Origin of the sequence: Mesorhizobium sp. BAC0120 (assembly GCF_033542235.1) — a bacterium.
In the GTDB taxonomy this organism is placed as follows: Bacteria; Pseudomonadota; Alphaproteobacteria; order Rhizobiales; family Rhizobiaceae; genus JAWRCU01.
In genome coordinates, this window is the sequence record NZ_JAWRCU010000028.1 from 1 (window position 1) to 14,019 (window position 14,019).

The following is a 14,019-nucleotide window of genomic DNA, read 5'->3' on the forward strand; positions in this document are numbered from 1 at the left end:
CGCAGAGTGTCGCTCACGCGGCTCTCTTGGATTTCACAAGGGCGAACTTTCTGGTCGCCAGCGGCGCGCCGCCCTCGTTGTGGGGCGTATATAGGCGGCACCCACTTTCCATGTCAACAGCGATTTGCAGTTTTTTTGAAACTTTTGCGACGACGCGTTGCCAGCCCGAATTGGCGTCCGGGCTGCCCCAAGGGCAATGCCTAACCTGTTCCCTGGGCGCCCATATGTCCACAGCGCCGGTACGCTCTTATGTGGGGTCAGCCTGCCGCAGGTTCAATGTTCCAACCGTCTTCGACCGTGCCACAAAGGAGCCCTATTGCGGCCCCATTGCCGGCTGATGAATGCACCTCCTCCCGCGGGGACATGAGCCGGCAGGCGCATAGCGGGAGGGCAGAGCTTGGAGGGGTAAACACGATGAACGGCGCCCGCCTTCATTGACTTCGCCCATCCCGGCAGGCAATTGTCCGGCAACAATTATTTTATCGACAAGTCGGGTTGGGGAAGTCGCCTTTTCTGAATGAATGAAACCGAGGCAACTATAGCTGAGCTCGGCAATGAGCCGCCGCTGTCAGCCGACGGCCGTAGCGGCCCGCCCGACAAGCGGGAGATTTCAGCGCGCTGGCTGTCGGGCACGTTCCTGACCGGTGTGACCTCGACGATCCTGATGGGCGTCGCGCTGATTGCGGCGCTCGATGGGCGCGAGCAGCTCGCCACCCCGCCAGAAATCATGAAGCTCGCCGCTGCCGCGGATGATGGTGAATCGGGCGAGAAGGCCAAGACGACCCGCCTCTCGCCGCCGCACCAGATCGCGCGCGCCAAGGACCGCAGGCACATGGAAATACCGACCGCCACGCGTGTCGGCGACCATGATGTGGTCCGCACCATGCCCTACGTGCAGATCAAGATGGCGCTTGCCGCGGGCCACAAGAGCAACCGCAAATATCCGCCCTTCGATCCGTTCGCCATCGCCTCAGAAGACGGTGAGTTGCAGCAAGTCGCCCAGCAGGCCGCGACGAACATCACGTTCGACGCGAAGGGCGAAAGCGACATGAGCATCAAGACTGTCGACTTTCCGCTGGACGCAGTCTCGTTCGACGGCAGCAGCACGCTTTCTGCAGACGAGGTCGAGGAAGTTGTTCGCCAGACGGCCGATGTCTTGAGCGATGGCGCAGTGCAGGTAGCGGCCCTGCACTATGTCGACCCGCAGCGTTTCGGCACGTCCGATGCTGAAGCGCTTGCCAGTTCTTACGGCGTCAAGATCGTCCAGGAGAATGTATCGGTCGCCCCGCGGCCGCCGGTCGATCAGGACAGCAGCGCCTATGCGGAAGACATCATCCCATTCACAGAAGACCGCAACATTAAGGACGCTCTGGCGCAGGCCGGCTATGACGGAGACGACGCGGTCGGCATGGCCGAGGCGATCGGAAAGCTTCTGAACAGCGAAGCGCTGAAGGCGGGCACGGTTCTCCGCGTCGGCCTCCTCGTGCATGGCGACGCGCCGAAAGTCGTGCGTACAAGCGTCTACGACCGCACCACGCATATATTGACGATCGCGCTTGACGATCGCGATCAGCTGGTGCCGGCCCAGGAGCCGGAGCCGAATCCGGAGCTTGCCACGGCTTTCGACGATACGCCGGCGGCGGTGCGCACGCGCGGCGATCTGCCGACCGTCTATGATGGCATCTATCAGGCGGCCTTTTCCTACGGCATGTCGGCGCCGATGACGAAGCAGCTCATTCGCCTGCTTGCTTCCGACGTCGACTTCCAGGCCCGGCTCAACCCGACCGACCGTCTCGAAGTGTTCTTCTCACAGCCCGACGGCGACGATCAGGTATCGGACGAGTCGGAGCTTCTCTATGTGTCCGCCACTTTCAGCGGCAGCACCCGCAACTTCTATCGCTTCCGTTCGTCGGACGGCAGCGTCGACTATTTCGATCAAGAGGGCCGCAGCTCCAAGCAGTTCCTGCTGCGCACGCCCGTTCCGACGGGTCAGTTCCGGTCGGGTTTTGGCGCGAGGCGGCATCCGATTCTCGACTATGTGCGGATGCACACCGGCGTCGATTGGTCCGCGCCGGCCGGCACGCCGATTCTCGCCGCCGGTAATGGCGTGATCGAAAAGGCTGGTTGGGCCGGCGGATATGGCCGCCAGACCATCATCCGTCACCCCAACGGCTACGAGACCTCCTATAACCACCAGAGCGCGATCGCGAGCTGGGTGAAGCCCGGCGCCAAGGTGCGCCAAGGCCAGGTGATCGGCTATGTCGGCGCCAGCGGTCTCGCTACCGGCGCCCACCTCCACTACGAGCTGATCGTCAACGGCACGAAGGTCGACCCCATGCGCGTGCGCCTGCCGAACGACAAAGTGCTCAAGGGCGACGATCTCGTCGCCTTCAAGCAGGAGCGGGACCGCATCGACCAGCTCCTTAGGGAAGAGAACGATCCATCGCTGAACGTCGCAAGCGTCAAGCTGACCGACTGACTCGCTGGGCTGCGCTTCGGGTTTCCGTACTTTGCCGCGAATCTGCGGTGGCTGCCGGCGTACCCGGAACGGTCATCCATGCAATGGCGGCGGAAAGCAGGCAGAGCACGCACGTGACCCAGGCAACTGCCGAATAGGCGGCGTCGCTCGCGGCGATCCGCTGCGCGTCAAGTTCGGCGGGGAGAGCCCTGGCGACCTCACCGAAGCCTGGCAAGGTCCCTGAGTGTTCGCCCAGTTTCGAGGCATAGCGTGCCGTGGCCACGACTCCCATCGCGGCGACCGCGATCAGGCCGGCGATGCGAGAAACAGCATTGTTGATTCCCGACGCCGCGCCGGTGTCCTTGTCCTCGACTGAAGTCATTACCGCAGTCGATAGCGGGGAGACTACGAGCCCCATGCCGAATCCCATGACCACCATCATCGGGAATATCGCGGACCAGAAGCCGTGATAGCCGGCTCCCGTCACGGCTCCTAATCCGGCGAAGGCGGCACCGACCAGGAGGCTTCCAGCGGTGATCGGCAATCGCGGCCCGATTCGATCCGCAAGCGTGCCCATGGGTCCTGACAGCAGGGCGATTGCGCCCGAAAGCGGCACGAAGATGAATCCGGCTTCGGCCGCACTCAGTCCCCAGCCCGCGATCAGCAGCATCGGCAGGTAAAAGAGAATCGCCGAAAGGGCGAAATAGAGGAAGAAGGTCGAGGCATTGGCGCCGGCGAAGGAAAGGCTGCGAAACAGCGAGAGGTCGGCCATCGGCTGCTCCTGCCGCCACTCCCAGAAGATGAAAACTGCCAGGAGCACGACCCCCGCCAATATGAAGGCTGCTGGCCAGCCGATCGACAATTGACCATTTTTCGCCGTCATGGCGGTGAGGCCATAGGCAAGAGCGCCGAAAGCCATGGTCGCCAGAGCCGCCCCGGTCAGGTCCAGCTTTCGCCGGTCGGTGGCCGCGTCCGGCGGCACCTTCGCCAGCAGCAGGTAGATGGCCACTCCACCGAGCGGCAGGTTTATGGCGAAGATCGCACGCCAGATACTGTCGCCGAATGCCGAGAGCACAAAGCCGCCGAGAACAGGCCCAAGCACAGTGGCGAGCGCCGACGAAGCCGCCCAGATGCCGATCGCTCTGCCACGTTGCTTTTTCGGATAGGCCTTTGCGATAATGGCGAGGCTGCCCGGAACCATGAAAGCCGCCCCGACTCCCTGCACGGCACGGGCGCAGATGAGAAGCGTCGGACCAGGCGAGATCGCGCACAGGATCGAGGCGACGGCGAAAAGCGCGATACCCGCCGTGAATGTTCGCCTGAGCCCGAAATTGTCTCCGGCCGCGCCCCCTGGAAGAATGAGCGCCGAGAGAGTGAGCGCATAGGCGTTGGAAATCCACTGTGCGTCCGCAAAGGACGCGCCGAGATTGCTGCGAATCGCAGGGATGGCGATCGACACCACCGAACCGTCGATGAAACCGAGCGCCGAGGCCAGGATGGCTGCAACGAGAACGAAGCGCCGGCGTGGCTGCGGACAGAAGGTGTCGTCTGCTTCGGCTTGAGCCGTCGCGTCGAAGCGTGCCCACGACTGCCTGGCGGGCCGGATAGGATAATGCATGGCACGCCACATAGGCTGAAAGGCCGCGGTGGCAAGCGGCGACAGATCACCCAGTCGGCAATCCAGAAAAGTTGCAGAGTTTTCTGATAAGTTCGCGAGAGAGGAAAGAACTAGAGCAGGATGAATGATCCTGCGCTAAGCCGCTCCTGCTAATCCACGAACTCCACGGGCACACCCGGCTTCACGAGCTTTGCAAGCTCGGCAGCATCCCAATTGGTGAGCCGCACGCAGCCATGGCTCTCGCTCTTGCCGATCTTGGAGGGCTCAGGTGTGCCGTGGATGCCGTAGGTCGGTTTGTCGAGCGCGATCCAGATCGAGCCGACAGGTCCGTTCGGGCCGGGCGGGATCTTCAGTATTTTGTCGTTTTCACCCTGCTTGAAGTTGAGCTTGGGATTGTAAGTGTATTCCGGGTCGAAGGCGACGCGGGACACCGCATGCGTGCCGGACGGCGATGGCGTGTCGGACGAGCCGATCGTGGCCGGATAGGCGGCGACGATCTTGCCAGCCGCATCGTAGGCCCGGACCTGCTTCTGGCGCTTGTCGGCGACGATCCGCGCGACGGCCGTCGAAACCTGGCGCCCGGTATTCGCGACCTTTATGACTGTTCCTGGTCGCGAAAAATTGGCGCCGGGGTTCTGCGACTTGAGGTAGCTCTCGTCCATATGGAAGCGCTCGGCGAGCATTTCGGAGACCGAAGTATAGCTGAGACGATCAAGCTTCGCCTTCGCGCCATAGTCCTCGGGGACCGAGGCAACGTAGGGGCCCGCGGCGTCCTCCGGCGTGATCGTATATTGGATGAAGGCATCGCCGCCGCTCGCCGCCAGGTCCGCCTTGATCTTCGCCGTGTCCGTCGAGTGCAGGTTGTCGCCGGTAATCTCGCGATAGGCGGCAAGCGCCTTGTCGAGATTCGAGCCGAAGCGACCGTCGATCACGCCCGGCGAAGCTCCCTTGCGGTCCAGCAATACCTGCAGCGCAGCGACATCGTCGCGCACCCCGAAGGCGAGGCCGGGCTGTGTTGCGCCGGGTCCGGTTTCGCTGCCGATGGTTCCACCGTCGTTGGTTCCGTTCTCAATCGTCGGATTGCCGAGCGGTCGCCGCTCGATGGGGTCGCGAGTCACGATTTCCGGACCACCCGGCTCCTCGGGGTAGGCCTGCAGCGTCTCGGGCGAGACCCCCTGGGGCGCTTCTGGATACACCTCATCCGGGCCGTCGCCTGGATAGGCTTGGTACTCGTCGACAGGCCGGCCATTGCGATATGGCCTCGGCCTGTAGGGAACATCCTCGTCTGGGTTGACGTAGCCGAAATCCGGATCGCGATCGAGTTGCCGGCGCCGCATCATGCGCCGGTACTCCTCCCGGCTGCGATACGTACCCGGCCGCTCGATTCCGACCACCTCCCCGGTGAAAGCGTCGACGATGACGCGCCGGCCATACTGGTCGGTATAGACCTCGACATTGCCATATTGCGCGAGTTGCAGCAGCGGCGGGGTGTTCGCGCTGCGCGAATCCGTCCTTCCTGTGAAGGAGGCCGTTTGATCTTGCCCTGTCGAAGCGACAGCTTGCGACATCGGCAGCCCAGCCAATAGCGCCGGCACTATGACAAGAGTCCAGACGAATTTTTCCAACAATGCTCTCCGATATTGTCGCCCTATGCCCCGGCCCGGCGACGTGAATCATCCCTGCCCGCCAATAAGCGATCTCACCATCAACATGAACCGGGCATGAAAATGGCGATCCGAACCACGTTCAAAACGCCGATCGAGGGACTTTGGTTCTGGCTAATTCGTGTTGCTGGCGACCGGATCCGTATTTGCCAGAACGGGCTCGCCAGGGCTTAGCCCAAGACGGCGCACGATGGTGATGAACCGGTCCGAATTGCGCATTTCGCGGAAGATTGGATCTATATTTATCGCCAGAACAGCTTGCTCGCGTAGCGCGAGAGCTTGCTCCAGATACGCGATAGCGGCCTCGGGATCCCCTTGCAGGGCCGCAATTCTCGCCTGGAGATAGGCATGGTTGCCCGGCTGCCCGGCTTGCCCGGCGAACAATTCCGGGATCTTCGTCGCAGTCACCCCGGCTCCGCCCTCTTGAACGCCCGACTGCGCAGCCGAGATCATGGCGGAAAGTGGGGTGTCTTTGCGTATCCGCGCCACCGCTTCCATGTTCTTCAGGAATTGAGCAGATCGTCCCTCGACAAGGTCCAGACCAGCCATGTAACGATAAGGAGCGGCAAACTCCGGGGCGCTCTCGATCAGATCGGTCAGCTCACGTTTGGCGTCCTGAGAGCGGCCCAGAAGCGCAAGTATGCGTCCCTTGGTGGCGCGAATGGCAGGCGAGCGTGGACTAAGGTTCTGCGCCTTCTGAATGTGGCCAAGGGCGATATCGAAATCGCCTTGGTACATGCGCGCCACGGCATACCAGTGATTGGCGGCTGCGGAGTTGGGGGAAATGGCCAGGGCCTGTTCCAACAGTTGACCGGCGAGGGCGACGTTCCGGCTGCCGTAAAGCGCCACGATAGCTGATGCGGCAATGGCTTCGGCATTCCTGGGGTTTGCGCTGAGCGCCCTGTCCGCCCAATACCTCGCCAGCGTGAACGCGTCAGCGGCTTGGGCCGGTTGGGCGGCCTCGCCGATCACTGCATATGTCTTTGCCAACCACGCCAAAGCTTCGTCGGATTTTGGATCGAGGCGGACGGCCTGCCTGAAGTCCTGCTTTGCGCGTTCCAGGCTATGAGGCGTGCGCAGGGCCAGCTGGTAGATCCCCGAAAGGAAGAAATCCCGTGCCTTCGATACTTCCGATTTGACATCGCTCGCAGGTGCAGGGGCCGGGGCGCCGGCAAAAATAGCAGTGGTGGCAACAGCGCCGACCAGCAGCACGCCGAATACGAGCCCCGACAAAATCGATGTCCGCGCTCCACCTAATCGCCAAGGCGCTGCCGGCGGCCTGCCAGGCGTGTCGGATTGCGGCGTTCTGGTCCGGGCGGGTCTGCGAAGCCACTCCTCGAGCTCGGACCGATATGCGTAGACGGTAGCGTTCGTCCGATCGTCGACTCGATGGATGGGAAGGCAATGTTCGCGTTCCCATCTTTTTGCGGTCCTTTCCGTCTTCCCGAGAAAGGCAGCGATCGCTTTCCAGCCCTGCAGGCGTGGATCGTCGTCAGCGAACTGTGTCATTTTGCATGGTTTGTCCCGATTTGGCCTGACATGGTCAATGCAATCGCGTGACGATTGGAGATAACCTCCCCCCAGCCTTTTGCATACCGGATGGTTGACGCGAGAAGTTGGGCGGGAACTTCGCATCAAGGGCATAAGGTTGGTCACGTGTCGGGCTTGGCACGAGACCCCGTCGCAGCTTCAACATACGAGACCCCATCCAGTCATCTGTTGAAGCTGCGGCGGCATTCATGATTCCGCCGCAGCATAACGCTGCCGACGAGGCGGATCAATTTGGCGGGCCGACCGCAGCCGACCAGCCGTTCGAGTGGCCGGCGAGGCGTTCGTCCGCGTCCTGGAGCATCGGACCGAAAAATGCGAAGCGGTTTTCGGATAAATCCAATGCATAATCAAAGACATAGAGCGGCACGGGCCGCTCCATCATCGGGTTTTGCGCTCGAGTTTTCGACATCACAAGGGAGTTGCAGTGCAGCATTCTAAGATCGCCTCACCATTCTCGCAGACGGAGGGCCCGATGAGCGCCGAGACCAATGTCATCACGACCATCCGCACATCGATGGGCTACACGGTCGAGGAACTGTCATTGACCTGCGGCCTTTCGGTCGGCGAGATCACCGAGATGGAGCGTGACGACGAGGTCGATATTCCGAGATTGCGCCGGATCTTGTCGGCTTTGCGAATCTCTGAAAGCGACCTGCCGACCGTATTTGTTTTGGCCAGCAGCTAGGCCGTGTCTGGTGGAATGCCGAGGAGGAGAGCGGCAGACGCGAACTGGCAGCCTGTCAACGATCCCGCGGCAGCGGAAGAATGCGACCGAAGCCTGCCAGCCTTCAAAAAAGCCCCGGCGAGCTTCTCGCCGGGGCTTGATAAGCCAGGAGCATATCCGACGGCGTCGGGTGCGCTATGTCAGGCGGCCTGTTCGGCCTCCGCCGCAACTGTCGGCCGCGACCGGAAGTTCAGCCTGTCGGACCCCGACGTCACGGCAACGGTGGAGCCGTCGAGAATCTCGCCGAGCAGGATCTTCTCGGCGAGCGGGTCCTGCAGTTCCTTCTGCATCACCCGCTTCAGCGGCCGAGCGCCGTAGGCAGGGTCGTAGCCCTTGCCCGCCAACCAGTCGATCGCATCCTCGTCCAGCTTGAGCGTGATCTTGCGGTCCGACAGCAGCCGCTCCAGCCGCTTCAGCTGGATCTCGACGATCCTGTCCATGTCCTGCCGGCGCAGCCGGTGGAACAGGATGATCTCGTCGACGCGGTTCAGGAACTCCGGCCGGAAGGCAGCCCGAACCACGCTCATGACCTCGTCGCGCACCGCATCGACGTCCTGGTCTTCGCGCAAATTGACCAGATATTCGGCGCCGAGGTTGGATGTCATGATGATCAACGTGTTTCGGAAGTCGACCGTGCGGCCCTGGCCGTCGGTGAGCCGCCCGTCGTCCAACACCTGCAGCAGCACGTTGAACACGTCTGGATGCGCCTTCTCGATCTCGTCGAACAGGATCACCTGATAGGGTCTGCGCCGCACCGTCTCGGTGAGCACGCCGCCCTCCTCATAGCCGACATAGCCCGGAGGCGCGCCGATCAGCCTGGCGACCGAATGCTTCTCCATGAACTCCGACATGTCGATGCGCGCCAGCGCGTTCTCGTCGTCGAACAGGAAGGCGGCGAGCGCCTTGGTCAGCTCGGTCTTGCCGACGCCGGTCGGGCCCAGAAACATGAACGAGCCGATCGGCCGGTTCGGGTCCTGCAGCCCCGCGCGGGCGCGCCGCACGGCCTTGGAGACGGCCTGCACCGCTTCGCCCTGGCCGACAACGCGCTTGCCGATCTCGTCCTCCATGCGCAGGAGCTTGTCGCGTTCACCTTCGAGCATCTTGTCGACCGGGATGCCGGTCCAGCGCGAGACAACCTGCGCGACGTGGTCCGGCGTCACGGTCTCCTCGACCATGGAGCCCTTGGTACTGTCGCGCTCTTCGGCTTCCCTGAGCTTCTTCTCGAGCTCCGGGATTTTGCCGTAAGCGAGCTCGCCGGCGCGAGCGAACTCGCCCTTGCGCTGCGCAATCGTCAGTTCGTTGCGCGCTTCGTCGAGTTGCTTCTTGAGTTCCGCGGCAAGCCCCAGCTTCTGCTTCTCGGCCTGCCATGTGGCGGTGAGCGATGCCGACTCTTCCTCGAGCCCTGCGAGCTCCTTCTCGAGCCGCTGCAGCCGGTCCTTCGAAGCCTCGTCCTTCTCGACCTTCAGTGCTTCTCGCTCGATCTTGAGCTGCATGATGCGCCGGTCGATCTCATCGAGCGCTTCGGGCTTGGAATCGACCTGCATCCTGAGGCGCGAGGCGGCTTCGTCGACAAGGTCGATCGCCTTGTCGGGCAGGAAGCGGTCGGTGATGTAGCGGTTGGAGAGCGTAGCCGCTGCAACCAGCGCCGAGTCGGAGATGCGAACCTTGTGATGCTGCTCGTACTTCTCCTTGATGCCGCGCAGGATCGAAACCGTATCCTCGACCGACGGCTCGTCGACGAATACCGGCTGGAAGCGCCGCGCGAGCGCTGCGTCCTTCTCGACATGCTTGCGGTATTCATCGAGCGTGGTCGCGCCGACGCAGTGCAGCTCGCCGCGCGCGAGCGCCGGCTTCAAGAGGTTCGAAGCGTCCATCGCGCCTTCGGCCTTGCCAGCGCCGACCAGCGTGTGCATCTCGTCGATGAAAAGGATGATATTGCCGGCAGCGGCAGTGACCTCGGAGAGCACGGCCTTCAGCCGCTCCTCGAACTCGCCGCGATACTTCGCGCCGGCAATCAGCGCGCCCATGTCGAGCGCGAGCAGGCTCTTGTCCTTGAGCGATTCCGGTACGTCGCCATTGACGATCCGGAGCGCCAGGCCCTCGACGATTGCGGTCTTGCCGACGCCCGGCTCGCCGATCAGCACCGGGTTGTTCTTGGTGCGGCGCGACAGGACCTGGATGGTCCGACGGATTTCGTCGTCGCGGCCGATCACCGGATCGAGCTTGCCGGAACGGGCGTCCGCGGTCAGGTCTCGTGCGTATTTCTTCAGCGCGTCATAGCCCTGCTCGGCGCTCGCCGAATCGGCGGTGCGGCCCTTGCGGATGTCATTGATCGCCTCGTTCAGGGCCTGCGGCGTGACGCCGGCCTTGGCGAGGATATCAGATGTTTTTGCCGACTTCTCCATGGCAAGCGCCTGCAGCAGGCGCTCGACCGTGACGAAGCTGTCACCGGCCTTCTTGGCGAGCTCTTCGGCGGTCGTGAAGACCTTGGCGAGCGGCTGCGCGAGATAGAGTTGGCCGTTGCCGCCTTCGACCTTGGGCAGCGCTTCGAGCGCAGCCTCGACGCCGAGCTTCACATCACGCGGGCGGCCGCCGGCGCGCTCGATGAGCGAGGCGCAAAAGCCGTCGTCGTCGTCGATCAGAACCTTCAGAAGATGTTCGGGGGTGAATTGCTGGTTGTTGCGGGAAAGCGCTGCCGTCTGCGCGGACTGTATGAAGCCGCGGACGCGCTCCGTGTACTTTTCAAGATTCATCTATGTCTCCCTTCCTTCACCGGCCCGCTTCGCGGCACCGGATCAGCATCTGGCGACGGGCCTCCTGGCGGCAGGCCCAACGCTCGCCATATGGGGATTGTCATTGTTCGGCTCAAGATGAATTGACAGGCGTCAAACAGCAAAAAACGGCGGGAAGGTTCCCGCCGTTTTTTGCTGTTTGATCCGAATCTCGTTCGCGTGCGTCAGTCCTGCGAGGCTGGCGCCGCCTCCGTACCCTGAGCCGCCGGCGCCGTCGCCTCGCTTACGGGCTCGTTCGGTTCCTCTTTTTGTCGCGCAACGGATTCGCCATTGCCACGCCGGGTCGGCGTCGGCTTCACGGGTTCGTCGCTGCCGGCCTCTTGGGGAGCATTGCTGCCCTCGGCCGCCCGCCCTGCCTCGCCCTCGCCGGCCTGATCGCCGCCCTGCTCGAAATCGGGACGGCCGCGGCCGCGGCGCGAGCGCCGGTTGCGGCGCGGATAATTTTCTTCGCCGTTGAGGCCGTTGTGGTTCCCGTTCTGCTTGTCGGCGCGCTGCTGTCCGCCATTGCCGGCGGCTTCCGGATTGAGCGCGACTTCAGCCGGGGTACCGTCGATCACGGGCTGCGGGCTGCTGCCGTTGACGAAAGCCTGCTGCTGGCTCTCGGCGAAGCCGCTATTTTCAGGCTGCTGCTCTTCGCGCTCCTCGTCGAGATCGTCGTCGAAATCGTCGCGATTGTCACGGAACTGCTGTATAGGCATCTGCGCCTGGGCGGCGGCAATGATGCGGTTGTAGTGCTCTGCGTGCTGCAGGTAGTTCTCTGCCATCACACGGTCGCCGGAGCTCATGGCGTCACGGGCGAGTGTGGCATATTTTTCCGCGATCTGCTGGGCGGAGCCACGGATCTTCACGTCCGGGCCATTGCTCTCATAATTCCGCGTAAGTGGGTTCGGGCCTTTGCGGTTGTTGTTGTTGCGACCGCGCATGCGCCTGTTTTGCTGTTGTGGCCTCATTCGATTCTCTTAAGCTCTGAAATGCTACCGCGAACGGAGCACGTCATATGCCTTCCGTCCGGTATTGGTCTGCCGGTGTCCGCGCGCAAGATCGCGCTCGCGTCACATGCCATTCTGGTTTGGTCTCAGTCAGTTGCCGGACAATCCCCGCACGAAGTCGCGGCGTTGTTCACGCAGTTAGGCAGTTGTTTTCAACGGGAACCGAATCGTTTCCAGCACTGCCTGCTTCGTTTCATCCGGTGGCCGGACCCTATCCACATTCCCTGGTATTGCCAAGCATTTTTTCGTTACGCGCTGAAATGCCACGTCATCCCCCAAACACCAGCGCCCGCTCGGTTCCCGCGAGGTCGCGATGTGCCGAAGCCATTCGAAAGCCGGCTTCGGAAAATATCAGCGCAACGTCTCTCCCCTGTCCCTCGCCTACCTCGACTGCAATAATCGCGTTCTCGTCGAGATGTTCCGGCGCCCCGGCAGCGATTGCGCGATAGGCATCAAGCCCGTCAGCTCCGCCGTCCAGCGCCCTTACGGGGTCATGCAACCTCACTTCCAGCTGCAGTCCGGCAATCGCTCCAGCCTCTATATAGGGAGGATTTGAGACGATTGCATGAAATTTTCCGTCGACGGCCGAAAACCAGTCCGAAACGCGTGGGATGAACCGAGCCGCCAGCCCCAGGCGAGCCGCGTTCCCGGTCGCCGTGGCAAGGCTGCCGGCCGAAATGTCGGTTGCGGTCACAATTACCTCCGGCACTTGCGCCGCGATCGCGAGCCCAATCGCACCGGTACCGGTGCCGAGGTCAAGGACACGGCAGTGCCCTTCCCGCCTGACCGTTTCGCGAACAAATGGAAGCACTGCATCGACCAGCGTCTCCGTGTCGGGCCGCGGCTCCAGCGTGTCGGGCGACAGCTTGAGCCGGAGCCCGTAGAACTCACGCCAGCCGAAGATGCGATGCACCGGCTCGCCTGCCAGTCGCCGGTTGACGGCATCGTCAATGTTGGCAATCTCTCCTGCGGATACCGACCGCTCCGGCGTGGCGATCGCGTCCTTCCGCGCCGTTCCGGTGAAATGCTCGACGATCATTCGAGCTTCGAGCGCCGGATCGTCCATATCGCCGGCCGCCAGCCGCCGCCGCGCTTCAGCGAGCACGGCTGCCAGTGTCGCCGCTCCCTCAGTCTTCGGCACCGGCATCGGCCAACAGCTTCGACTGATGATCGGCTATGAGCGCGTCGATGATCTCGTCGAGGTCGCCCTCCATCACCCGGTCGAGCTTGTAGAGGGTCAGATTGATGCGATGATCGGTTACCCGCCCCTGCGGAAAATTGTAGGTGCGGATACGCTCGGACCGATCGCCGGAACCGACCTGCAATCGCCGGGATTCCGAGCGCTCCTCGGCAGCTCGCGTCCGTTCCAGGTCATAGAGCCTGGCGCGCAGGATCTGCATGGCACGCGCCCGGTTCTGGTGCTGCGATTTCTCGGCCTGGGTCACCACGATCCCCGTCGGCAGATGGGTGATGCGCACTGCCGAGTCCGTCGTGTTCACATGCTGGCCGCCGGCGCCCGAGGCCCGCATCGTATCGATGCGGATGTCTTCCGGCCGCACTTCGATATCCACCTCCTCGGCTTCTGGCAGAACGGCGACGGTGGCCGCCGAGGTGTGGATGCGACCGCCCGCTTCGGTGACCGGCACGCGCTGCACGCGATGGACGCCTGACTCGAACTTCAGGTGCGCGAACACGCCCTTGCCCGAGACCGTGGCGATGATTTCCTTGTAGCCCCCGACTTCGCCCTCACTGGCCGAGGCCACTTCGACCTTCCAACCATGGTTGGCCGCATAGCGTTCATACATGCGGAAAAGGTGGCCTGCAAAGAGCGATGCCTCGTCGCCCCCCGTGCCGGCACGGATTTCGAGGATGGCGTTCCGATCGTCGGCGACATCTTTCGGCAATAGCAGGATCTGGATGTCGTGCTGCAGGCCTTCGATGCGTTCCCGCACCGCCGGGAGCTCGGCTTCCGCCAGCGCACGCATCTCGCCGTCCGTCGCCCTGTCGGCGACCATCGCCTCGAGATCGGCATTCTCCTTTTCCGCAGATCTCAGCGCTCGTATCTTGCCCGCGATCTCTTCCACCTCGGCATATTCGGAGGCGAGCTTCACATAGGCTTCCGGCGAAGGACCAGCAGCCATCTGCGCTTCGAGCATGTCGAATCGCTTGACGAGCTGGTCCATCCGATCGTGTGGCAGGCTGATCATGGCGTACAAATAGTGA

10 protein-coding genes are annotated in these 14,019 nt (G+C 62.8%); 2 read left to right on the forward strand and 8 right to left on the reverse strand.

What is annotated here, in order from left to right; genetic code table 11:
* The first annotated feature begins 517 nt into the window (after window positions 1-517).
* A complete protein-coding gene (locus SAZ10_RS31740; protein ID WP_318613524.1) occupies window positions 518-2,479 on the forward strand; it encodes a M23 family metallopeptidase in 1,962 nt (653 codons plus the stop codon).
* Here SAZ10_RS31740 and SAZ10_RS31745 read toward each other — a convergent pair.
* From SAZ10_RS31745 to SAZ10_RS31760, 4 genes are all read right to left on the reverse strand, one after another.
* Entirely contained in the window at window positions 2,463-4,076 is a 1,614-nt protein-coding gene (locus tag SAZ10_RS31745; protein ID WP_318613525.1) for an MFS transporter, read from the reverse strand. The two genes, SAZ10_RS31740 and SAZ10_RS31745, sit on opposite strands and share 17 nt — an antisense overlap.
* Window positions 4,077-4,225: 149 nt before the next feature.
* Entirely contained in the window at window positions 4,226-5,644 is a 1,419-nt protein-coding gene (locus SAZ10_RS31750; protein WP_412535337.1) for a L,D-transpeptidase family protein, read from the reverse strand.
* Between the two features lie 210 nt (window positions 5,645-5,854).
* Window positions 5,855-6,952, reverse strand: a complete 1,098-nt coding sequence (locus SAZ10_RS31755) for a tetratricopeptide repeat protein (RefSeq protein ID WP_318613527.1) — start codon at window positions 6,950-6,952, stop codon at window positions 5,855-5,857.
* Window positions 6,953-7,517: 565 nt separating this feature from the next.
* Window positions 7,518-7,658, reverse strand: coding sequence for a hypothetical protein (locus SAZ10_RS31760; protein ID WP_318613528.1), 141 nt, complete (start codon window positions 7,656-7,658; stop codon window positions 7,518-7,520).
* A 105-nt stretch (window positions 7,659-7,763) separates the two neighbouring features.
* Here SAZ10_RS31760 and SAZ10_RS31765 point away from each other — a divergent pair, with 105 nt between their 5' ends.
* Entirely contained in the window at window positions 7,764-7,976 is a 213-nt protein-coding gene (locus tag SAZ10_RS31765) for a helix-turn-helix transcriptional regulator (protein WP_318613529.1), read from the forward strand.
* Between the two features lie 179 nt (window positions 7,977-8,155).
* Here the strand turns inward: SAZ10_RS31765 and clpB are convergent, their stop codons facing one another.
* From clpB to prfA, 4 genes are all read right to left on the reverse strand, one after another.
* Entirely contained in the window at window positions 8,156-10,768 is a 2,613-nt protein-coding gene (gene clpB, locus SAZ10_RS31770) for an ATP-dependent chaperone ClpB (RefSeq protein ID WP_318613530.1), read from the reverse strand.
* Between the two features lie 203 nt (window positions 10,769-10,971).
* A complete protein-coding gene (locus tag SAZ10_RS31775; protein WP_318613531.1) occupies window positions 10,972-11,757 on the reverse strand; it encodes a DUF4167 domain-containing protein in 786 nt (261 codons plus the stop codon).
* Window positions 11,758-12,064: 307 nt separating this feature from the next.
* Complete coding sequence (prmC, locus tag SAZ10_RS31780) at window positions 12,065-12,937, reverse strand: peptide chain release factor N(5)-glutamine methyltransferase (protein WP_318613532.1); 873 nt, start codon at window positions 12,935-12,937, stop codon at window positions 12,065-12,067.
* On the reverse strand, window positions 12,924-14,003 hold the full coding sequence (gene prfA / locus SAZ10_RS31785) for a peptide chain release factor 1 (protein WP_318613533.1): 1,080 nt from the start codon (window positions 14,001-14,003) through the stop codon (window positions 12,924-12,926). The genes prmC and prfA overlap by 14 nt, the downstream gene beginning before the upstream one ends.
* Window positions 14,004-14,019: the final 16 nt, after the last annotated feature.